Annotated in this window: 19 protein-coding genes and 1 pseudogene; all 20 read right to left on the reverse strand. The window is 55.6% G+C overall.

The features are described from left to right. Positions 1-32 precede the first annotated feature (32 nt). Positions 33-1,199, reverse strand: coding sequence for a glycosyltransferase family 4 protein (locus SFA35_RS19895; RefSeq protein ID WP_320572229.1), 1,167 nt, complete (start codon positions 1,197-1,199; stop codon positions 33-35). Beyond that, entirely contained in the window at positions 1,196-2,227 is a 1,032-nt protein-coding gene (locus SFA35_RS19900; RefSeq protein WP_320572230.1) for an NAD-dependent epimerase/dehydratase family protein, read from the reverse strand. Before SFA35_RS19900 ends, SFA35_RS19895 begins: the two co-directional genes overlap by 4 nt. Before the next feature lie 2 nt (positions 2,228-2,229). Then, a complete protein-coding gene (gene tviB / locus SFA35_RS19905; protein WP_320572231.1) occupies positions 2,230-3,510 on the reverse strand; it encodes a Vi polysaccharide biosynthesis UDP-N-acetylglucosamine C-6 dehydrogenase TviB in 1,281 nt (426 codons plus the stop codon). 41 nt (positions 3,511-3,551) lie between these two features. After that, entirely contained in the window at positions 3,552-5,507 is a 1,956-nt protein-coding gene (gene asnB, locus SFA35_RS19910) for an asparagine synthase (glutamine-hydrolyzing) (protein WP_320572232.1), read from the reverse strand. An 8-nt stretch (positions 5,508-5,515) separates the two neighbouring features. After that, complete coding sequence (locus SFA35_RS19915) at positions 5,516-6,718, reverse strand: O-antigen polymerase (RefSeq protein ID WP_320572234.1); 1,203 nt, start codon at positions 6,716-6,718, stop codon at positions 5,516-5,518. Continuing rightward, complete coding sequence (locus SFA35_RS19920) at positions 6,715-7,629, reverse strand: glycosyltransferase family 2 protein (RefSeq protein ID WP_320572235.1); 915 nt, start codon at positions 7,627-7,629, stop codon at positions 6,715-6,717. The genes SFA35_RS19915 and SFA35_RS19920 overlap by 4 nt, the downstream gene beginning before the upstream one ends. Beyond that, entirely contained in the window at positions 7,622-8,896 is a 1,275-nt protein-coding gene (locus tag SFA35_RS19925) for an O-antigen translocase (protein ID WP_320572236.1), read from the reverse strand. Before SFA35_RS19925 ends, SFA35_RS19920 begins: the two co-directional genes overlap by 8 nt. A gap of 106 nt (positions 8,897-9,002) precedes the next feature. Beyond that, positions 9,003-10,121, reverse strand: coding sequence for a DegT/DnrJ/EryC1/StrS family aminotransferase (locus SFA35_RS19930; RefSeq protein WP_320572237.1), 1,119 nt, complete (start codon positions 10,119-10,121; stop codon positions 9,003-9,005). Beyond that, a complete protein-coding gene (locus SFA35_RS19935; RefSeq protein WP_320572238.1) occupies positions 10,118-10,966 on the reverse strand; it encodes a GNAT family N-acetyltransferase in 849 nt (282 codons plus the stop codon). The genes SFA35_RS19930 and SFA35_RS19935 overlap by 4 nt, the downstream gene beginning before the upstream one ends. A gap of 95 nt (positions 10,967-11,061) precedes the next feature. After that, on the reverse strand, positions 11,062-11,994 hold the full coding sequence (locus tag SFA35_RS19940) for a hypothetical protein (protein ID WP_320572239.1): 933 nt from the start codon (positions 11,992-11,994) through the stop codon (positions 11,062-11,064). 15 nt (positions 11,995-12,009) lie between these two features. Beyond that, entirely contained in the window at positions 12,010-12,681 is a 672-nt protein-coding gene (locus SFA35_RS19945; protein ID WP_320572240.1) for an acetyltransferase, read from the reverse strand. A gap of 781 nt (positions 12,682-13,462) precedes the next feature. Then, the gene (locus SFA35_RS19950) at positions 13,463-13,876 is read right to left on the reverse strand and encodes an FdtA/QdtA family cupin domain-containing protein (protein ID WP_320572241.1); all 414 of its coding nucleotides are present in this window, start codon (positions 13,874-13,876) and stop codon (positions 13,463-13,465) included. Between the two features lie 17 nt (positions 13,877-13,893). After that, positions 13,894-14,268 (reverse strand): annotated as a pseudogene (locus SFA35_RS19955) (sugar phosphate nucleotidyltransferase); the annotation flags it as partial. A gap of 1,032 nt (positions 14,269-15,300) precedes the next feature. Further along, positions 15,301-15,507, reverse strand: coding sequence for a hypothetical protein (locus SFA35_RS19960; RefSeq protein ID WP_320572242.1), 207 nt, complete (start codon positions 15,505-15,507; stop codon positions 15,301-15,303). Positions 15,508-15,906: 399 nt separating this feature from the next. Then, on the reverse strand, positions 15,907-17,268 hold the full coding sequence (locus SFA35_RS19965; RefSeq protein WP_320572243.1) for a phosphomannomutase: 1,362 nt from the start codon (positions 17,266-17,268) through the stop codon (positions 15,907-15,909). A gap of 151 nt (positions 17,269-17,419) precedes the next feature. Further along, on the reverse strand, positions 17,420-17,956 hold the full coding sequence (cysC, locus tag SFA35_RS19970; protein WP_320572244.1) for an adenylyl-sulfate kinase: 537 nt from the start codon (positions 17,954-17,956) through the stop codon (positions 17,420-17,422). A 94-nt stretch (positions 17,957-18,050) separates the two neighbouring features. After that, positions 18,051-18,317, reverse strand: a complete 267-nt coding sequence (locus SFA35_RS19975) for a LapA family protein (RefSeq protein WP_320572245.1) — start codon at positions 18,315-18,317, stop codon at positions 18,051-18,053. A gap of 21 nt (positions 18,318-18,338) precedes the next feature. Then, a complete protein-coding gene (gene ihfB / locus SFA35_RS19980) occupies positions 18,339-18,632 on the reverse strand; it encodes an integration host factor subunit beta (protein ID WP_320572246.1) in 294 nt (97 codons plus the stop codon). 164 nt (positions 18,633-18,796) lie between these two features. Further along, positions 18,797-19,105 (reverse strand): hypothetical protein, encoded by a 309-nt coding sequence (locus SFA35_RS19985; RefSeq protein ID WP_320572247.1) that lies wholly within the window; start codon positions 19,103-19,105, stop codon positions 18,797-18,799. A 137-nt stretch (positions 19,106-19,242) separates the two neighbouring features. Further along, complete coding sequence (locus SFA35_RS19990; RefSeq protein WP_320572248.1) at positions 19,243-21,159, reverse strand: acyltransferase family protein; 1,917 nt, start codon at positions 21,157-21,159, stop codon at positions 19,243-19,245. Between the last annotated feature and the right edge of the window lie 178 nt (positions 21,160-21,337).

Raw genomic sequence — 21,337 nt, forward strand, 5'->3', positions numbered from 1 at the left:
AAGCGAGTTGTGGCAACAGGAGACATACCTAATCAGGATACTCCGGATTCGAGTCGAGCCGGCAATTTGCCCTGCGCCGAATCCAGGAGTTCCCGATAGATCTGCAAGTGTTGCTCCACAATTTTGTTGATCGCGAAGGCCTCCTCGGCCAATACCCGACCTGCCTGCCCCATCGCGCGGCGACCGTTGGCATCCTCCATCAACTCCTGCAGCGCGTCAGCCAGCGCCGCTGCGTTACCTGCCGGCACCAGCAAGCCGGTAACATTAGGCGTGATCGCATCACGGCAACCGGCAACGTCGGTGGTCACCACTGCGCGACCACACGCTGCAGCTTCCACTAGCGCCTTGGGCAGCCCTTCGCGATAGGAGGGGAGACAGACGATGTTCGCCTCCGCATACTGTCGAGCTATGTCCGTACGGTGTCCCATAAGCTCGACATCTCCCTCCTTTCGCCAGTGAGCCACCTGCGCTTCGGAAACGGTGGTCGAATTGCCCGGATCGACGGCTCCGATCAGACGCATGTCGACTTGCAGGCCGCGCGCGTGCAACAGACGTGCTGCTTCCACGAATTCCACCACGCCTTTATCGCGCAACAGACGTGCCGCCATAACGACTACCGGCTTTCCCGCTGGCTCCGGCAAACATGGATAATCGGCCAGGCTGACACCCGAGCCGCGGATCAGGCGTGCTTGCTCCGGCGCGAGAAGGCCGAGCGTTAGTAAGACCTGTCGATCATCCGGGTTTTGGAAAATGACGGTGAGATTGCGATGACCGAAGGCGGCGCCGTACATGCGTCTGACTAAAGCGCGCCGTATTCTCGCCCTCAAGGATTGCGCCATGAACACAGTGCCGAGTCCCGATACAGCCGCCACCACCGCAGGCACCTGCGATAGTCGAGCAGCTATGCCGCCATAGATCACTGGCTTGATGGTGACCAAGTGCACCAGTTGCGGACGCAAGTGGCGGAACAGCCTAATCAGTGAGCGGATGGTTTTCAGCTCCTGCAGAGGGTTGTGCCCCTTGCGCTCGAAAGGAACCGCATGGTGCGTGAAACCGAGTGCCCGGATGGCCTGCACGCTTACGCCATCGGACGTCGCCACATGTACAGCATAGCCCGCCTCGCGCGCAGCAATGGCCAACGGTAGCCGGTGCGACAGGAAGAATTCCGGCGCGTTGATCACAAAAAGGATCGTCTTCATGCTGCGGGCTCGCAATTGGCAATGTACCAAGGCATTGCTTTAGCTACGCCTTCAGTGATCCTGTACTGAGGCGCGTATCCTAGACGCGAAGCCGCTTTGCTGACATCTGCCTGAGAATGGCGCACATCGCCTGCACGGAAATCGCGGTAACAGGCGTTTCGGCCATAGCTGACCCCGTTACCGGCCATTGCGACCTTCAGCGCTACAAACAGGTCGTTGAGGGTGGTGCGATCCCCCACCGCCACGTTGTAGATCTCATTCTTGGCCTCATCGGGCGCAGTCGCAGCCAGCAGATTGGCCTGTAAGGCATTTTCGATGAAGCAGAAGTCGCGGCTGGTCTCCCCGTCTCCGTTTATGAATATGTCCTCGTCGTGGATCATTGCAGCGGCCCATTTCGGGATCACTGCAGCGTATGCACCGTTTGGGTCCTGACGCGGACCGAAAACGTTGAAATAACGCAGGCCAATTGCCTTGAACCCATAGGTCCGGGCAAACACCTCGGCATAAAGTTCGTTGACGTACTTGGTCACTGCGTACGGCGACAGCGGGCGACCGATATTGGCCTCCACCTTGGGTAAAGCCGGATGGTCGCCGTAGGTCGAGCTGCTGGCCGCATAGGTGAAGCTCTTCACCTTGGCATCGCGTGCAGCTACCAGCATGTTCAGGAAACCGCCGATGTTAGTGCCGTCCGTGAGGATCGGATCATTGACTGACCGTGGTACCGAACCTAGCGCAGCCTGGTGCAGAACATAGTCGACGCCCTCGCATGCGCGCTGGCAGTCCGCTAGATTGCGGATGTCTCCTTGGATGAGCGTGAAACGGGACCACTGCCTCTCGGTAACCAGCAATCGAACTTCGTCCAGATTGCGTTGGTAGCCGGTGGCGAAATTGTCCAAGCCGAGGACCTGCTGATCTAGTTTGAGAAGATGTTCCAGCAGGTTGGAGCCGATGAATCCGGCCACGCCGGTTACCAGCCATTTTTTCGGAGCGCCGGGGAGCGCCTGGAGCAATTCTGCGTATGCGGTCATAGTTACAGCCTCAGGTCGCTGTGCTCGGCCGGGAGCAAGTATTTCAGGTCATACAACACATGGGATGGCTTGCCTAGCGCATGGATCTTCTCCGCCCCCATTTCGGCGAACTCACGGTGCGCCACTGCCAGAATGATCGCGTCATAGATGCCGTCATCGAGTGCTGAGATCGGCGTTATGCCATACTCATGTTCTGCCTCGGCCGGATTGATCCAGGGATCGTAACAATCTGCGTGCACACCGTAGTCTTTCAGTTCAGTGATGATGTCCACCACCTTGGTATTGCGCAGGTCCGGGCAGTTCTCCTTGAACGTCAATCCCATCACCAGCACGCGCGCCCCTTCTACATGCAGGCGCTTCTTGAGCATCGCTTTCACGAGCTGACTCACCACGTAGATGCTCATGTTATCATTCAAACGGCGGCCAGCGAGGATCATTTCCGGGTGGTAGCCCACCGATTGCGCCTTGTGCGTAAGGTAGTAGGGATCCACGCCGATGCAATGCCCTCCTACCAGTCCCGGACGAAAAGGCAGAAAATTCCATTTGGTGCCGGCCGCCTTGAGTACCTCTTCGGTATCAATTCCCAATTTGTTGAAGATCATCGCCAGCTCGTTGATCAGACCGATGTTCACATCTCGCTGAGTGTTTTCGATTACCTTGGCCGCTTCGGCTACTTTGATCGAGCTGGCCTTGTGGGTGCCGGCGGTGATAATCGAGCGATACAGCTGATCCACAATCTCGGCCACGTCTGGCGTAGACCCGGAAGTCACTTTCTTGATCGTGGTCAAGCGGTGCTGCTTGTCACCCGGATTGATGCGCTCGGGACTGTAACCGGCGAAAAAGTCCTGGTTGAACTTCAGACCGGAAACCTTCTCCAGGATCGGTACGCAATCTTCCTCAGTGGCGCCAGGATATACCGTCGATTCATAGATCACGATGTCCCCCTTTTTGAGCACCTTGCCGATGGTCTGGCTAGCCCTAATCAGCGGCGTCAGATCGGGCTGATTGTGCTCGTCGATCGGGGTGGGCACCGTGACGATGAAGACGTTGCATGCCGACAGCGCATCCAGTTCATCGCTGTACTCCAGCCCCGAGGCCAGCACCAGTTCTGCGCTATCGACTTCCAGCGTGCTGTCGTGCCCACCACGCAATTCATCTAATCGCGCCTTATTAATATCAAATCCAAGTGTCGGATAGGCTTTGCCAAACTCGACCGCTAAAGGCAGACCTACGTAACCAAGTCCGATGATTGCCAATCTGATTTTGCTGAGTTTATCGTTCATAAAGATGTGTGCAAAGTTCCAAACAGTGCGCAAGCGCGTCGTTATCGTTGTTCCAGCCAAGCTTGGAACATTAGGATATTCCACAGATGATACTGCCAGTTCTTCTTTCCACCGAGGTGCTCATTCCACATCGCGCGCACCTGCTTCGCGCAGAAATACCCTTCGTTGCGCAAACGAGTTTCGGCCAGCAAGGTCTCTGCCCAATCACGCAAGGGGCCACGTAACCAGCTATCGAGCGGAATACCGAAGCCGGTTTTCGGTCTTTCGATCAATTCGCGCGGCACGTGGCGATACAATACCTGCCGCAACAACCATTTACCTTGGCCTTCGCGGATTTTATAACTAATCGGCATGCTCCACGCTAGCTCGACAACCCGATGATCTAGCATTGGTACACGCGTTTCTAAACTGTTGGCCATTGCGGCTCGGTCTACCTTGACAAGGATGTCATCCACCATGTAGGTCTGCGCATCCATGGCCATCATCGCATGTTGCAGGCAGTCCGTGGCAGGCCATCTCGACGGATCTGTAGCGAGAGTGCGAGGCTCGCGGGCCCCGAGCACGACTGACTCTGGATCGGCCCAGTGACTGGTCAATTGCCGGTAGAAATCCTTGCCATCGCGCAGGGAAAGCACATCTGCGAGCTTGCGCGCCTTCTCGCCGGCCATCGAAAGCTGGAGGCTGCGTGGTAACACAGGCCGCAGCTTGTCGAATAATTGATTCCAGCGCGCTGGCGAAAGACTGCGCAGACCGCCAGCAAGGAGGCTGCGCAAAGCCATCGGCATACGCTGTACCGGGTCCCATATCTGATCGACGGCAAGGTAGCGATTGTAACCACCGAACAACTCATCACCGCCATCACCGCTCAACGCCACCGTGACCTGCTGCCGTGCCATCTGGGATACCAGGTAAGTCGGGATCTGCGAGCTGTCCGCAAAAGGTTCACTGTAGATCGACGGTAAATTTGGAATGACCGCGAGCGCGTCCTGCGCACGCACGATCAGCTCAGTATGGTCAGTCTTGAGATGGCTCGCTACCGCAGCCGCATGCGGGGATTCATCGTATGCGGGCTCGTCAAAGCCGATGGTGAACGTCCGAACCGGCTTGGCCGATCGCGCCTGCATTAATGCTACGACGGTCGAACTGTCGACGCCGCCACTTAGGAAAGCGCCCAGTGGCACGTCCGAGAGCATCTGATCGGAAATGGACTGCCCCAACTGGCGCTCAAGTGCGTCGACCGCTTCAGCGGGCGAACCGGAAAACGGACTGGCCAGTCCATTGGCGACCACATCATTCATGGACCAGTAAGGTTGCGAGACCGCCATTTTGGCGGCGGTCGTTCCACTACCCAGCGGCAGGCTCAAGATGTGCCCCGGCATCAGTTTCGCAATGCCTTCATAGATGCTGTATGGGGCAGCAATGTAAGAATGGCGCAGCAAAAGCGTCAGCGCATTGCGGTCAATTGTTGGCTCGAAGGCAGGATGTGCTTCGAGCGCTTTGAGCTCTGAAGCGAACAGCAGCACGTCGCCGGCCCACCCCCAATACAGCGGCTTCTCGCCTACACGGTCGCGCGCCAGCACGAGCTCGTGCAGTTGCCGATCCCATAAGGCAATCGCAAACATCCCCACCAGTGATTGGAGAGTCTTAATCAGGCCCCAGGCAGAGATGCAGGCCAACAGCGTCTCGGTGTCTGAATGACCGCGCCACTGGGGTGCAATCCCTTGCGCGCCGAGCATTTTACGGAGTTGCAGATGGTTATAGATCTCGCCGTTGTAGGCTACCGTGTAGCGACCACAGGCAGACGTCATGGGTTGTTGTCCGGCAGGCGACAGATCCAGGATCGCCAGGCGCCGGTGACAGAAAACGACCGGCACGCCAGGATCGTGCCATACCCCCACGCTGTCGGGCCCCCGATGCGAGATCGCATCGCCCATGCGCATGGCGATGGCGTTGAGATCCTGACCTGATTGACGGGAAAAACCTGCTAATCCGCACATAATTGAGTCTACTTGTAATGAAACGTGTGGAGCGCGCTTTGAGTGTTACCCCGGCTACACGGTTTCCAGTGGTTTGTTGAGGCCTGTGGAAAAAATAACTGAATGTAGAAAAAAGCGAAAAATATGAAAAAAGTTGACGTGTAGTAATCGTAAAAAACCCCCAGCACGATCAACACATATGACATGGCGCAAAACACGTTGGTCCGGGGGCTGTGTCGGTATAGAGCCAGATAATACACGAGCGCAGATAGAAACGAGAAAAAAAACATAAAACACAATAAACCCCATAGTCCATAATCGAGAAAATATACACCGAACACGGTGAAGACATTGGTTGGCATAGGAGTGTTGATGTTGTCTAGCGCGACCAGCGAGGCTTGCACGATGTCTAGCCGTTCAAGAATCGGGTGAAATATGCGGAATGAAAGAAAGCCCGGCGCGTAATGAATGGCACCGCTGAAAATCAAATCGAAAGCGTGAATCGGCGAGAGGATGTAGAAAAAAATCTTGTCAAAACCTGCTTTCCCAACCAGAGCGCCAATGGCTCCAAACAAGGTAAATAGCAAGAGGAACAGGTAAGCGAAGTACCGAATTCGGAACTTGTACTGCAGGATCACGAAGAAAGTTAGCAGCAACGGGAAGAAAATCGCCGAACGCGCGGTGCTGAGATAAACGAACATGCAGAAGCACACCAATCCGGCGATAAACAGGGGCCATCGAAATCTCTCAGTGGAAAACGCCCAAGAAGCAATGAATGCAGGATAAAAGAAAAAAAAGAAATTAAAGAGCGATACCCACGGAAACTTTGGACTACCACCCTCCATCGTCAGAATGATTCGGTACTGCATGACGCCGTCGGGCAGCAGGAAGCCCGGCCCGACCCACAGAAAATGATCGGCTCCAATGACCACCAGCGCAAATAGCATGCAGGCCAGGAAAATACGCGACGTCTGGTAAAAACTTGCCAGTTTGCGCAGATTAAAAGGATTGCGCACCCGGAAATAGGGCGCCGGAATGAATGATGCGCATACAAATCCCGCCGTCCAGCAAAGCAGAACAGCAACAGCAAGGTAGAGCAGGCTCATCGAAAACGGGTAGAATGGCTCTCCCAGCGCCAGACCATATATTCGGTCAAACAGGAGAACTACAAGCCAGGTGCCGACGAACACGCACACCGGATTCAGGATAAGATACTTTTTTTCTATCTTCATCGTTTAGCAAACACGAACTTGAACAGGTTGCTCGAAAATAGCAGGATCGCTCTAGGGTGCTGCACCATTCCGCTTACGAACGTCGTTATCCCCCTTATGAAATGCCTTCCAATTAAAAATTTAACACCATAAGTCATCATCCTTTCGCCACGTATTTGGGAGACTAGTGTCGTCTGGCCAGGATAGCGTCGTGTCAGCAAATCGAAGATATGCATGACTTCAGCATAGGCCAAAGCGCTATCGGTCTTGGTGATATTGCCGGAGTGTCGCCTGTACTTCGCCAAGACCTCAGGGATGTAGTGAATTTTTCCTTTACTGGCGTAGAGCATATCGATGTAGTGCAGCCAGTCCGACGCATGGCGAATTTCGGTATCGCAGTAAACCTTGGGTTCGGACCGTACCATGTTTGCACAACCGCAGTTGAATGACTGGTGGCGGATCAATACGTCGTACCCCCCGTTTCGTGGCACATGTCGCTCACTGTAGAAATAAAGATGGGCGTTACTCGACGACTCGAACACGTCCACGTCGTGGTAGGAGATGAAGCATTCCGGGTTTTCTGCCATGTATCGCACCTGCGTTGCGACCTTGCCAACATGCATCAGGTCATCACCGGCGAAAAAACACAGGTATTGGCCCGTGGATTGCTCGATAAGGAAGTTGACGTTTGGAGAGATTCCTTTGTTGAGCTCATTGCGATAAAAGCGGATCACATGTGGACCTTCATACGCAACTAGGAATTGCTCAACCACCGTCGCTGTCTCGTCCTTAGAACAGTCGTCGCACACCAGGATTTCCAGATTCGGATAATCCTGATCGCAAATCGATTGCAATGAGGCCGCAACGTATTGAGCCTGATTGTAAACCGGCACAATCACCGAAACTAGGGGCATTGGGTTTCGATTATCCATGTACATTTCCCATGCAACGCATTTCCTTGACGAAAAAGATATAAACACAAAGGCAAAACAACGCCGAATTAATCACGGAGGCATAGAAAACACCATATAAGCCGAAATGTGGTGTCATAATCCATGTCTGCAGAACAAGCAGCATCCCGAAGACTAGTTCGAAAAACAGGAATGCACGCACCTTTGATTTGGCTATCAGGTAATACGAAAATACCCACGACACAATCTTGAAAATGCTTCCAATCAACGCGATGCCGAAATAATCTGTCGTTACCATGAAAGAGTCGTCTAACACTAACCGCACCAGAAAGTGGCGGAAAAAATATATAAATAGCGTGATCGGCATCGATACTGCAACTGCGAAACCGCAAATCGTGTATACCAGGTTTTTGGTCTCTCTGACCGTGTGGCAGCGCCCCAGCTTGGGTATATAGTAAGTCAGCATGGCCCCGGTGATAATGACCAGATAAAGCTCGGTAAATCGGGTGATGGCGTCCCAATACCCTGCGGATTCGATGCCTAGAGCATTAACGATGATATAACGTGTGACGCTCATCACCAAAGGGGTAGAAATTACGCCTGCCAGGGCCATTAGCCAGAAAGAAAACAGACGACTGCGCCAGACCGCCTTCCAATTAGCCCAGAACTGCACCGGGTTGTAATCGAAGATTCGCCGCATGAACGCCGCCACAATTAGAAAGCCGGCCGCATTGATCAAAATATAGACATAAAAAAATGTCTTGATATCATATAGCCATATGGTCAGAACAGAACCCGCTATAAGAAATAGGCTCAATAGTATTTTCGATAGAATAAATCGCCTGATCAGACCCATGCCATTAAGGACCGACAACGTAAAGATATTCAGCGTCATGAAAATCAGGCAGACGGAGAGCATGCGGAAGACACCCGCGAAATCTGGTCGCGCAAAAATAACTATGGAGAGTTCCTGTGCCAGCGACAGACATATCAAGCTCAACAAGGATGTCACCAGCACTGAAAAGAACATAGCCTCGTTAAGGAAGAGGTTCATCTCGCCGGGCGCGTCATGATATTGCGCAGTGTACCGCACGCCGCCGGTCACCAGCATGCCGGAAGCGATCGCAATGGTTGCGGCATACATGTTCTGGAATTGCCCGAATAGCGCCATTCCGTTTGGGCCGTATGAAAACGCAATCATCTTGATGATAGCCAGCCCAAGCAATAGCTTGACAAGGTTCTCCATCCCAGAAAGAGCTGAAGTCTTGAATAAGGTAAGTTTCGTCACAACATGGTCCGATATCTGAATCCCAATCCCCTGCGCCGACATCCCCGCTTTGCTTGCCCTGCGGCAGGCCGCGCGTGCGAGACGGCGTAGAGGGCGTAGCCGGCATTTATGCGAAACTATTTACCGCGGATATCACATCCTGAACTTGGTCGTCGCTCATAACGGGGCTAATAGGCAAACTGAGCACTTCCTCATGAATCCGCTCGGTCAGCGGGAGATGACCCAGGCAACTCCAAGACATGTATGCTTTTTGTGCATGCGGCGGAATCGGATAGTGAATGATGGTCTGTACGCCCTGTTCGTTCAGATGCTGCTGCAATTCCGCGCGTCGCGCGCTGCGAACAACATAAAGATGAAATGCGTGGTTTCTCAGATCTGTTAGAGACAAGCCTGCCGCAATTGGCTGAACCAATTCCGGCTGCCGGATGCCCTCAGCGTATTGCAGCGCAATCTCACGGCGACGGTGTGTCTGGCTATCTAGATATTTCAATCGCACGCTCAGCAAGGCAGCTTGCATTTCATCTAAACGGCTGTTGACGCCCTGATAATCGTTTTCGTATTTCTTATGGCTCCCGTAGTTACCGAGGGCTCGAATCGTGTTTGCCAATGTGGCGTCATTGGTGGTGACAGCCCCGGCATCGCCCAGAGCGCCTAGATTCTTCCCCGGATAAAAGCTGAAGCCTGACGCATGCCCCCAGGCACCGGCTCGCTTGCCATCGGTCATGGCACCGTGGGATTGCGCCGAATCTTCTAAAACGAGCAACTGATGCTGATTTGCCAAGGCCATGATTTGCGCCATCGGCGCAATGCGGCCATAGAGATGCACAACTAGGATGGCTTTGGTCGCTGGCGTTAGGGCGGCAGCGATGCTTGCGGCGTCCAAGTTATAAGTTGTCTCTACAGGCTCAACCAGCAATGGTTTAAGCCGATTTTCGGTGATTGCTAGAATGCTAGCGATATAGGTATTGGCCGGGACGATTACCTCGTCGCCATCTTTTAGGAGCCCAAGCTCCTTCCACGCGCGCAACGTCAAGGTCAAGGCGTCCAGACCATTAGCCACGCCAATGCAATGCTGTACGCCGCAATAAGCGGCGAACGACTCTTCGAAGGCGCGAACCTGCGGCCCCTGAATGTAATAGCCGGAATCAATAACCTTAGTGGCAGCATCTATCAATTCCGCACGGCATTGTGCGTTTAGGGATTTCAAGTCAAGAAAAGGGATCATATTATCGTGATATCGTAGAAATCATGGATGATGGCCCTGGCACCGAAACCCTCCTTCTGCGCCAGCAAACCTTCGTTGAGAACGGTGCCTGCTTCTTCGGTCGAAATGCCGAAGCTGACGTAGCGCGCAGTGTCAGCAAACTGATGCATCAACTGGTCAATTACCAGATCGAGTGCACAATGTAATCGCCCCAGATCGGAATTGGCCATGTACTGCGTATGCACAACCATACCGTTGATGAACACTAATGTTCCTGCAATCAGTTCATTGCTGCCTGGGAGTGTAGCGCCGAAGACCTTGATATTATCTGGAAAAGCAGCTTGCAGCCGGCTGATCTCGTCAAGTGTGTGCACCGCTTTGGTATCGTGCTGTTTCTCCAAAACCGCATTTAGCAGCGGCCAGTACGCCGCAAGATCGGCGACTTCCCTAACTACAATGCCTGCTTTCTTCGCCTTGTTAACGGCCCACTTTCGCCCTTTGGTATAGCTATATCTCTCAGCTAGGCACACCGCCGACCCTAAATCACGGCGCGTAAGGACCGCACCATGTCGGAACAGCGCGTACAAATCTTCCTGCGCGGGAATAGCAGAATAAATATCCGGAAGGCGTTTGTAGACGATGCGTGAGACCCTTTCCGCCCGTGCGAATTGCACCAGCGCCTCGAAAATCTCGAGCACGGCCGCGCCGGGCAGCTTCGGCGTCATGATCAACCCACCAAAGCTGAGCCCCTGATGCGAGATCATTACGCCGTCGCGCAGGTTAGCGGGGATTACGGCCAATATCCGCCCTTTTTCGTCGCGGAATACGCAGGAAAAGTCATCAAAGCGATCTGCGTGGTAATCCATGTAAGCTCGTGCAAACATGAAATGACCGTTCTTAGCTTGGGCAATGAACTCGTCCCATTGGTCCTTTTGGTCGGTCTCATAGCGCCTGCATGAAATCACACGACATCCTCGCCGACCAAGGTTGCATAACCAAAACCATCACGGCCCATATTGTTACCGTTATAGAAAACGTAAGTCAGGCCGCAGGGCACACGCAGCACAGACGGGTAGCTAAGATGCAAGGAATCCCAACCTTCCGGCGCAAGACTCAGCCCGAGTTCGGCGTCGTCCCGGCGCCACGCCACGCCATCGTGGGAGCGTGCTTGACCCGCCTGATAGCGGCCATCAGTGGTTCCGTAGGTGTAATTAATGATGTAACCATCAGCATCCCGGTAAGCGCGCGGACGCCCGATACGGTATTCATTGTTAGCAGCATCATTCTCGATGACTTTCACGCCCGCATTGGCAAAGGACTTGCCGTCCTGGCTCTCGATATAATTGATGTCGTACTGGGGAAAATCCTTGCCGTCGATCTTTTCCCAACCGTTTCCCGTAGCGTACCAAGCCTTGAAGACGCCATCTTCATAGATTACCGAATGCACAGCGCGGATGTATTTGGCCTCATCCGAGCGGTCCATCACTGGCGCTTCGGAATGGCGCACGAAATGGTAACCGCCGTCGGTACTGATGGCCAGACCGGTATAGGCCAAGAACTTAGCCTTCGTTACCAGCTGGAAACCTACGTAGTACATCCAGATCTCCTCGCCGACGCGAATGACGTCCCCGAGGATAACGCCATTGTCATCAAACATACCGGGACGGCCGATGTCGAGCACAGGTGTTTCGGCGATGGCCAGCACCTGCGAGGGGTCACGGGCATCGACATCCACGTAGCCGATGCGGCTGACACCTGAAGGATCGCGCATGGCCGCATAAACCCGGATGACTTCCTCGTTCAGCAGGAATGCCGTCGGCGTCAGCGCAGAGTTGTCCTTCCACCCACCGTCATGAGGCGGCGCGTAAATCAGGCCTTGTTTGGTCCACTTCATCTGGTGTACTCGCTCCTACTCTTTGATTCTGAGCAATTTGTGGGTCTCGACTTTGGACAGCTCGGTTGGCTCTTCCTGGTAGAAGGCTTTATCCGGCGTGGCCTTGCGGATCAGGCTCCCGGCACCGAGAAAATTATCCTTTCCTATTTTCACATTGTCTTCCAACGTGCAATTGACACCAAGAAAGGAGCTGTCTCCGATGTCACAGAACCCAGAAATTACGCAATGGGATGAAATGAAACAGTGATCGCCAATGACCGACCGGTGTCCGAGATGGTTACCGCTCCACATGACAACATTGTTACCGATCTGCGTAAAGGGCTGAATCGTATTGTCTTCTAGGATAAAGCAGTTCTCTCCAATACTGGCATTGGGCCAAACGAACGCCTTGCTGCTGATGTAGGACACCAAGGTGTAACCCATGTCGCGCGCCTTTTCGAACAACTGCCGGCGGACCCGATTGAGCTTCGTCGAACTGGCGGCCACAAAGGCGTGGTACTCCGAGCACGGAAATCGCTGCGTCACTTCATCGATTGCCACTATTGGCAAGCCCATCAGTTCGGACTGTTCCATATACTCGCGATCCATAGAAAACGCGACCACGTGATAGTCGGAATCATGGGTGAAATACTCATACGCCAGCAGCGCCGTCTCGCCCCCGCCAAAAATAATGATGTCCTTACTCATAGATACTCCCTTTCAATTTGTAGAGAATTTAGGCACCCATACTGCCGGGCTCGCATCCGCCTACAGCGCGCAATCGCCTCGACCCCGGCAAAATTGACGCGCTTATAGTAGCTCTGATCCGCTCAGGCCCAAGAAATCGCTTCCATTCTTCTAGCAACGACAGCGGATGCTATGTACAGCCGTTCTTGCCCAATCCTGCTCGTGCGGCTCACGTCCTGGCCGTTCAGTCAGCCGTGGCTGCAGGCGATTTGTGCAGGCATTGCAATCTTGTACCTCGGCCGCATCCCCTCGGTTGATCCCGACAATCTTTAGCGCTCAGCGGTCCAAACCTCCGGTCTGCGTGACCAACCCCCAAGTTATCATGGAAGCGCGCTAGGGCGGGATGCTCTGCACGGAGCAATACACCGACATCGCTGCTATTGCACTGCCACCCTTGTTGCCCAACCACCTCACTCGCCATACCGGTCAGAAGGATTTCACCAATCCCCACCGCAAACGGGCGATCACTGGGTTGCCGAAGACTACCTGCAACTGGTCCGACACCGCGTTTGTGACCAGGTTGAAGCGAATATCACGCATACCGGCGAAAACGATGCCCCTATGAGGTTTTGCATTGCTTTTTTTCTCTGCCCCCAGCCGTCCCTCCCACTGCTGCCCTGAACGCTTGGGAGGAGGTGAAAGGGCAATGACATCATAATGATTGCTGCTATCTGCGAAGAACCTGCACACCGCGCCTGTCGCCCGACATGTGCAAGGTGCAGATGCTAGCTCTCCCATCACGCTAGCCGCGCTTCATCGCTTCTGTCATCGCCAAAAACTCGTCATAATTCCGTATGTAGTCCGACTCGTCGTAAAGCCGGTTCGCCAGCACCAAAAGCACGCAATCGGGACTGAAGTCGTGCATTTCACGCCAAATCCCGCTCTCAATCAGCAGTCCTCTAGCCGGGTTGTCTAACCAGGTTTCTTCGCGTTGCTTACCGTCGTCCAGCACCATCCTGCATTTTCCGGCAACACACACTGCCGCTTGCTTGAGATCTTTGTGCGCATGGAAACCACGGCTTACACCAGGCTGTGTGCGGTAGATATAGTAGACACGCTTTACCTCAAAAGGGATGGTGCGGTCCTGCTCCAGAGCAACTAGATTGCCCCGCTCATCACCCAGCTCGGAGAATTTAAGCCAGCTCAGCAGACTCATGCTGCGTCCTCAAATAGAGATTTCGCTTCAACGGTCTGCATCACCGGACCGAAGCTCTGGCCGTAGAAGATGTTCTCACCCAGCATTCGGCAGGCGCCGTCGTCACCGCTGCATTCTTTGCCAATCAAGAAAGCTTGCGCCAACCCATCTGGACTGGGTTGCTCGGCATAGGTGATCGAAATGCACAAGTCACTACCATCGCCGAGCAAACGCTGGTAGGCGGCGATGTCATCGGGGATAAGCAGGACGTCCCGGATCTGTGCAAGCATCAGCGCGGACCGCTGGTAGTGGATCATCGACTTGTAGTACACGGGCTGCAGTTGCTTAGAAACACCTATTGTAATCGGATGGAGCCATGTACCGGAACCTCCGGCGGGAACAATGCCCTTCATGATATGCCTTGTATTTTTTTAGAGTGAGATTCCAGTCGCTCGCGGTTATGGCTTCCGTCCTGAGCGTGACGACATCAAACCTGACTGGCTAGATACCTAAGCATGGTCTTGAGCATGCTCGGACCCAGAGCTCTTCCTGAAGCCATCCCAGTTCGCGCTTAAATTTTGCTAGCATCGATTTCATAGCACAGATCATGTCTAGGCCGGTGTTTTACAAAAGTGCTCAGCAACACAGAACCTCAGGCAGTGCCGCTGACGCGCGAATGCAGATCTGGTATGAGCTCATCCGGGGTGGCGCAAATGGTTTCAGCGACATTGAGATTCTGCTTTTCGTTATGGTCGTCAATACTATAGCCTTCGAGGACCTGCTCTAGCTTCACTACCTTGAATAATGTGCGCGCCCGGTCCCTCACAAATGACCACTGATGGATCCGGTCCGCCCTTGGCGTAAAGGAGCCACGTCTTACGCCTCTGCGAGACTAAAAACCGCTAGTGTAATCGGCTTTTCAGGAAAATGATAAGGGCCATAGTTGTCAGAATAATTCGTGATGACGATGCGCCAGGCGGCAGCCCAGTCTCGCTTGATCTACCACGGTATGGCCGCCCAGGCAATCAGCGAGTTGCCGAGACTGCTCGCGCCCCGGGCACAGCAGAAATGGCAATCGCTGCCGACAACGCTTGCACGGTGCCGTAGCCGACGCTTCGACCGGGTGTATGGCTGGTACAGGGACACCCCCTGCGATCGGCGCCAGTTTGAAAAATGCCCCAGCACCGAGGTCCAGTTCAGCCGCAGTACCCCTACCGGTATCAGCGCCCAGATCCACAGCGAGGAATGACCACGCCAGGCGCGTGGCCGCGGCGCGATCGAGTCTAGCGCCGTGATCGATGATTCCTCATAGCCTGCGCCGTTTTCCCATAGCGATCTCGTAGAGCCATGCATTCACCTGTCCTTGGCTCGGCGCATTGCCGGTCTGACATCGTTGGCGGAGTGTTCGGCCATGGCCCTGAGGCTGGGCCGTGACAATCGGCAGGCTATCGCCCCGCGTCGGCCAGGCATTCCATTTTTGCCGCATCGCGCACCCAGCTGGTTTCCGTCATCAAATAATGAGGGATGCTGTCAAAAATATCCGCCAGACGACTGACTTTAGCGTGCAGCGCGCTGTTTTCTTGCCGGCGCACGCCCTGCAGACGACTGACCTCGGCGGCATGGATGTCGGCAAAGCGCGCCTGCGAGTGCAAGTGACAACTGCTTACTGTGACCAAAGTTGATGTCGATGATATCACTTTCACACGGCGGAACCACCCAAGCCCTGGACTCGTATCGAGATGCTCTGACCATAGCGTAGAGTGCCGTGATTGCGACGCAAACAACAATTTTCCAAACAACCAAAATCGGCCCCGTCACACTGCTCTTCCTCGAGCAAATCGACCTGGAACGTCCAGGCATGGTGCTAGGTATTCGCACTCATCCATGTTTCCTTAGGTTTATGACTCAAAGCATTTTACTTTAGGGTTACCAATCCGCTCGACTGTTCCGGCGGCGTTTTTTGAGGTAGACAATACCTTAAAGTTGATTAACCGAAGTACGGCACAACCGTGTGAGCCTGCCGCGCCACACACGGTTGCCAACCCCGAGAGTTAAGCCTCAATCAACCCCTCGATCTCCCCCACCTTCTCATCCACCAGCTTCTCGCTCCCGCGGCTCTCTACGTTCAACCGCAGTAATGGCTCGGTGTTCGACCCGCGCAAGCTGAAACGCCATTCAGCAAACTCGACACTGATCCCATCGGTCCGATCCACAAGTGGGTTTTGCGGCGCATAAAAGGCCATGATTTTTTCAATCTTGCCCTTTACATCATCAACCTCGTAGTTGATCTCGCCGCTGCAAGGAAACTTCTCGATGCGCTCATCCACCAGCTGCGCCAGTGACTTGCCACTGACGCTCATCAGCTCGGCCACGAGCAGCCATGGGATGTTGCCGCTGTCGCAGTAGGCGAAGTCGCGGAAGTAGTGGTGCGCGCTCATTTCGCCGCCATACACGGCGTCTTCAAGGCGCATGCGCTCCTTGATGAAGGCATGCCCGGTCTTGCTCTGGATGGCCACGCCGCCGGCTGCCTCGACCTGCTCGATGGTGTTCCAGGTCAGGCGTGGGTCGTGGATGATCTTGCTGCCGGGGTGCTTGATCAGCAGCATTTCGGCCAGCAGGCCAACCAGGTAGTAGCCCTCGATGAAACGGCCCTTTTCGTCGAAGAAGAAGCAGCGGTCAAAGTCGCCGTCCCAGGCCAGGCCCAGGTCGCATTGGTGTTCGAGCAGGGCACTGCGGGTCAGCTCGCGGTTCTCCGGCAACAGCGGGTTGGGCACGCCGTTGGGGAAGTTGCCGTCAGGCTCGCCGTTGATGATGACCAGCTCTAGCGGCAGTTTTTCCGCGAGCAGTTTCAAGGTCGGGCCAACTGCGCCGTTGCCTGGGTCGGCCAGCACTTTGAGCGGCTTGAGGGACTTGACGTCGATGTAGGTCAGCAGGTGGTCGATGTAGGCGGACTTGTCATAGGCCTCGCGAATCTGGCCAGGGGTGGCGGCCTTCTCGTCGAAGCGCCCCTCCTCCACCCGCAGGCGCACGGCCCCGAGGCCGGTGTCGCCGCTGATGGGCTTGGACAATTCGCGCACCAGCTTCATGCCGTTATAACCCTTGGGGTTGTGGCTGGCAGTGATCATGATGCCGCCGTCGGCCTTGAGGTGGCTGGTGGCGAAATAGACTTCTTCGGTGCCGCACAGGCCGAGGTCGAGCACATCGGCGCCAGCTTCGGTGAGGCCCTTGATCAGTGCGGCGGCCAGGCCCGGGCTTTCCAGGCGCATGTCGCGACCTACTACATAAGCCTTGCCGTGCAGTTCGGAAACCAGCGCACGGCCGATACGATAGGCGATGTCGTCGTTTAGATCAGCAGGTACCTGGCCACGGATGTCATAAGCCTTGAAGCAACGGGTCTGGATAGGTGGGTACATGGCGCTCACTCGCTGAATTGTCGGGACGTATAGTTTATGCAACGTCAATTGACAGGGCTGCTACCGCTTTGTTGCTGCAGCGGTTGATATTTCCTTGCAACGCGCATTCTGACCCAGGCCGTAGGCCCGGAAAAGAGAAACGTTGCGTCTTTCAGCCGCGATTGCGTCTGTTCAGGTACTCGCTGATCTGGCGAACGATGTCTTGCACGGCACTGCCAAGCGTTTGCACCCGGATGTCGGCACAAAGAGGCGCCTCGTAGGGTGAATCGATGCCGGTGAATTGCGTGACCAGACCGCGACGCGCCCTGCTGTAAAGCCCCTTGGGGTCGCGCCGCTCACATTCGGCCAGTGGCGTGTCGACGAACACTTCGATGAACTGCTCGGGCCCGACGACGGCGCGAGCCAGCGCCCGGTCTCGGGCGAATGGGGAAATGAAGGCCGTAATGACGATCAGCCCGGCATCGACGAACAGGCGTGCGACCTCGGCGACGCGGCGGATATTCTCTTCGCGGTCGGCGTCGCTGAAACCCAGATCCTCGCACAACCCCAGGCGAACGTTGTCGCCATCGAGCAGATAGGTGTGCTGGCCCTGGCTGCACAGGTAGCGTTCCAGGGCGGTGGCGATTGTCGACTTGCCGGCCCCACTCAGGCCCGTGAGCCAGATGACGACCGGGCGTTGCGCTTTCATCCGCGCACGTAGCACAGCGTCGACTGCAGGCAGTGAATCTTCTGGCGCCACCATGGCAGGTTCCTTTTACCAGGCAGTTGCCGGCACGTTCAGCCTAAGAGGGCACGACGGTGCTCTGAGCCTTGACCACCCGGGTCTTGCGCCGCAGGCGCAAGCGACGACGGATACCGAACAACAGCGGCCCGATCAGCATGCCCAGAAGGATACCGCAGAGGATAAACACCGAAACAGGTACATCCGGGGATGACCAGGTAAAGAAATTCAATACGACGGACTGCTGATTCTGCAGTACGAACACCAGACATGCGATGCCGACGATCAGCAACGCGATGATCAGGATCAGCTTTCTTAGCTTGCCCAACTGATGACTCCTTATGCGCCCTCAAGCATGCTTTTCATCCTCGTTCACCCGGTCACGCAGCTCTTTGCCCGGCTTGAAGTGAGGAACGAATTTACCGTCCAGGCTGACCGACTGCCCTGTCTTGGGATTGCGGCCGACCCGTGGAGAACGGTAGTGCAAGGAAAAGCTGCCGAAGCCGCGGATTTCGATACGATCACCGGTGGCGAGGCATTGGGACATTTGCTCAAGCATTGTCTTGATAGCCAACTCGACATCCTTGGATGAGAGTAGACCTTGATGGGTGACAATACGTTCGATCAGATCCGACTTCGTCATATTTTTCCCTTCTTTATCAAGCAGCTAGGAAAGCGCTTCAAAGGTTTTAGCATGACTTGACGGATTTGAACAGCCCGAGTATTGACTTGTTTGTGTCCGGTAGGTTAGCACGGCGGATTTGCACGAATTTACTGCACGAAACCCTTGCTCATGGCAGCCGTGCTTCAAGATGGGTTGTCCCCGGAGGCCGGGTTGCAGTGCACGATCAGCGTACGGCTGTACATGCCAGGGGTCCAGCCCATGAACCCGTCGCCGGGATCGTCGGCATAGTCGGAGCTTTTGCCAAGGACGCGATAACCATTGGGCCTGCAGACTTTTTCCGCTTTCCTCGTGCACTTTTCCCACGAGGAGCCCATTCCGGAGCAGCTGATCTTGACGCTCTCCTGGCCGCGGATCTTGTGAACGGTCACCGGCGTGGTGCATGCCGCCAGCGTGCCGAGAACCATAAGCAACGGGAAGTACTTGGAAATCATCCGAAACAAATCCTTAAAGGCTTTTTCCTGCTTGAACGGTCAAGCAAACTCGAAAAACCCGTGGCGTAAAGCCTGATGATGCTTGCGCTTTGCGAGGACAACAAGGCGCAATATGTTTTCAGAACGTTTCTCCAGACCTATTGCGCTTGCGCCAACCCTTTGTTCTGGAACAGCGGGGCAAACACCGGTGCAAGAATCAGGTTGCCGGCGTCGACCAGATGATTGTCATCGGCATAAAGCGGCACGCCATTGCGCGAGCCGGCACAACGCCCTGCCGCACACAATGCTGGCAGCGGATCGATCACCTGGGCATGACAGGTCCTGGCCGCCTGATCGATAGCCGTCAGCACCGCCTGATTGCGTCGGTAGTAGTCGCCAAGCGGCGCAGTGATATCGTTCGCCCGACCAAAGATGGCGCGCTGCAGGTACAGCCCTTTGTAGACGTTGAAGGGCATGTCCGGGACCGGTTTGACGAGGTACACCGGATGGTGAACAGCGATGTCGCAGACGGTGCGAGTGTATTCATCGCGGTAGCTTGCACCTTTGCTGGCCTGCTGGCTGACGCCGCCGGCGGAGATGACGTAATGGTCATTGGAGCGATCGGCGTCGGTATACAAGGCGGCGCGGCTGAGCAACACCACCGGCACACCGGCGTATTCATGCCTGAGCCGGTTGAACTTGTCTTCATTGAACTGCTTGCACTGCAGCTCCTCGTGCTTGTCCCGGGCCTCGAATTGGCCGAGGGTCGGGCAACCGCCTTTTGACCAGGACAGGGAGGCGGCAGGGTTCTCGAGCTGAACCGCCGCAGCCACCGCAGCTGCGTGGCTGTCACCCAGCATGATCACCGACACCGCCCCCTGGCCCAGCTGGCACTCGAAAGCTCCATAAGGGTTGTCGGTGCACTGGCGGGTAGACAGTTCGCTGGCGTACCGCGGAGGCACCGGCGCCGTGGAAGCGAAGCGCAGCTGCGGGTACTCCTTGACCAGGGAGGCCAGCGTAGCGCTCAGACCTATCATCAATCCCGTGACCACCGCGTAGCCCAGCAGCGTGGCCGACTCCTTGGCCGGCCGAGGCGTCCGCGACTCGACCCAATGGTACGACAGCGCACCCAGCGCCAGCGCCGCGATCATGCCGCCGATGACGTAGCCAGGCAGCTGCAGCAATCCGCAGCTGTACAACAGCACCACCACCGGCCAGTGCCATAGATAGGTGGAGTAGGAGATTCGGCCCAAGTACTGTGCAGCTCGATTCTCCACCAGGCGACCACCGGTGCCGGCCGCAATCACGAGTGCGGCGCCGGTCACCGGCACGATGGCCAGATAGCCGGGCCAGGGGTCGGAGGCATCCAGGCCGGCGACGGCGATGCCTATCAGCAGCAGGCCAGTCACCTGCAGCACACCACGAGCCGCCTTGCCCAGTGTCAGGGGTGTGAGATACACCCAGCCGCCGACGAGCATTTCCCAAGCTCGGGTCGGCAACAGGTAGAACGCCGAAACAGGATCCCGGGGGGTCACTACCAACGAGGCTACCAATGATGCAATCAGCAGCACGAGCAAGCCCGGCTTGATCGCAGCGCGCCCCAACCACAGATGCACAACCCGCAACAGCAGCGGGTACAGCAGATAGAACTGCCACTCCACCGAGAGTGACCAGGTGTGCAACAGCCAGTTTTCCTTCAGCGGCGCGGCAAAATAGCCGGCAGTGTCGGCAAAGGTCAGGTTGGAAGAGAACAGCAACGCACTTCTGAGGGTGCGCAGGTATTCGCGGTAGTCCGCGAGGGGCAGGTAGAGATAGCCGAATATCGCCAGGCCGACGCCCAGCACCAGCAACGCTGGAATGATCCGCCGCGCTCGGGCGGCGTAGAAGCTCGCCAGGGAGAACTGCTGGCGGTAGAGCTGCTCCACGACCAGGCCGGTCATCAGGAAACCGGAGATGACGAAGAATACGTCGACACCGGTAAAGCCACCGGAGAAGCCCGGCACGTTGAAGTGATAGAGCACGACTGCGGCAACGGCAACCGCTCTGAGAAAGCCGATATCCTTTCTGAAAACCATGGTGTCCTTGATACAACCCTTACGTCATGTGTGCGGTCGAGCTCGCCGACCGACCTTGTTATTCTGCGCAGTATTGTATCGAGGCGTATCAAGATGGACATGAAATATCGTCCAGAAAGTACCAGAATGAGAGGCGCCGCCTGGCAAATCGCGCCCACAAAAAAGGGCGCCCGAAGGC

This window comes from Pseudomonas sp. HR96 (assembly GCF_034059295.1).
Lineage (GTDB): Bacteria > Pseudomonadota > Gammaproteobacteria > Pseudomonadales > Pseudomonadaceae > Aquipseudomonas.

Bases quoted from the DNA above. Each gene is read 5' to 3' on its own strand.
- SFA35_RS19900 (WP_320572230.1), bottom strand. From the start codon at position 2,227: ATGACCGCATACGCAGAATTGCTCCAGGCGCTCCCCGGCGCTCCGAAA.
- SFA35_RS19965 (WP_320572243.1), bottom strand. From the start codon at position 17,268: ATGTACCCACCTATCCAGACCCGTTGCTTCAAGGCTTATGACATCCGT.
- ihfB (WP_320572246.1), bottom strand. From the start codon at position 18,632: ATGACGAAGTCGGATCTGATCGAACGTATTGTCACCCATCAAGGTCTA.
- SFA35_RS19990 (WP_320572248.1), bottom strand. From the start codon at position 21,159: ATGGTTTTCAGAAAGGATATCGGCTTTCTCAGAGCGGTTGCCGTTGCC.
- SFA35_RS19935 (WP_320572238.1), bottom strand. From the start codon at position 10,966: ATGGATTACCACGCAGATCGCTTTGATGACTTTTCCTGCGTATTCCGC.
- SFA35_RS19915 (WP_320572234.1), bottom strand. From the start codon at position 6,718: ATGAAGATAGAAAAAAAGTATCTTATCCTGAATCCGGTGTGCGTGTTC.
- tviB (WP_320572231.1), bottom strand. From the start codon at position 3,510: ATGAACGATAAACTCAGCAAAATCAGATTGGCAATCATCGGACTTGGT.
- SFA35_RS19920 (WP_320572235.1), bottom strand. From the start codon at position 7,629: ATGGATAATCGAAACCCAATGCCCCTAGTTTCGGTGATTGTGCCGGTT.
- SFA35_RS19895 (WP_320572229.1), bottom strand. From the start codon at position 1,199: ATGAAGACGATCCTTTTTGTGATCAACGCGCCGGAATTCTTCCTGTCG.
- asnB (WP_320572232.1), bottom strand. From the start codon at position 5,507: ATGTGCGGATTAGCAGGTTTTTCCCGTCAATCAGGTCAGGATCTCAAC.
- SFA35_RS19950 (WP_320572241.1), bottom strand. From the start codon at position 13,876: ATGAGTCTGCTGAGCTGGCTTAAATTCTCCGAGCTGGGTGATGAGCGG.
- SFA35_RS19945 (WP_320572240.1), bottom strand. From the start codon at position 12,681: ATGAGTAAGGACATCATTATTTTTGGCGGGGGCGAGACGGCGCTGCTG.
- SFA35_RS19940 (WP_320572239.1), bottom strand. From the start codon at position 11,994: ATGAAGTGGACCAAACAAGGCCTGATTTACGCGCCGCCTCATGACGGT.
- SFA35_RS19985 (WP_320572247.1), bottom strand. From the start codon at position 19,105: ATGATTTCCAAGTACTTCCCGTTGCTTATGGTTCTCGGCACGCTGGCG.
- SFA35_RS19930 (WP_320572237.1), bottom strand. From the start codon at position 10,121: ATGATCCCTTTTCTTGACTTGAAATCCCTAAACGCACAATGCCGTGCG.
- cysC (WP_320572244.1), bottom strand. From the start codon at position 17,956: ATGAAAGCGCAACGCCCGGTCGTCATCTGGCTCACGGGCCTGAGTGGG.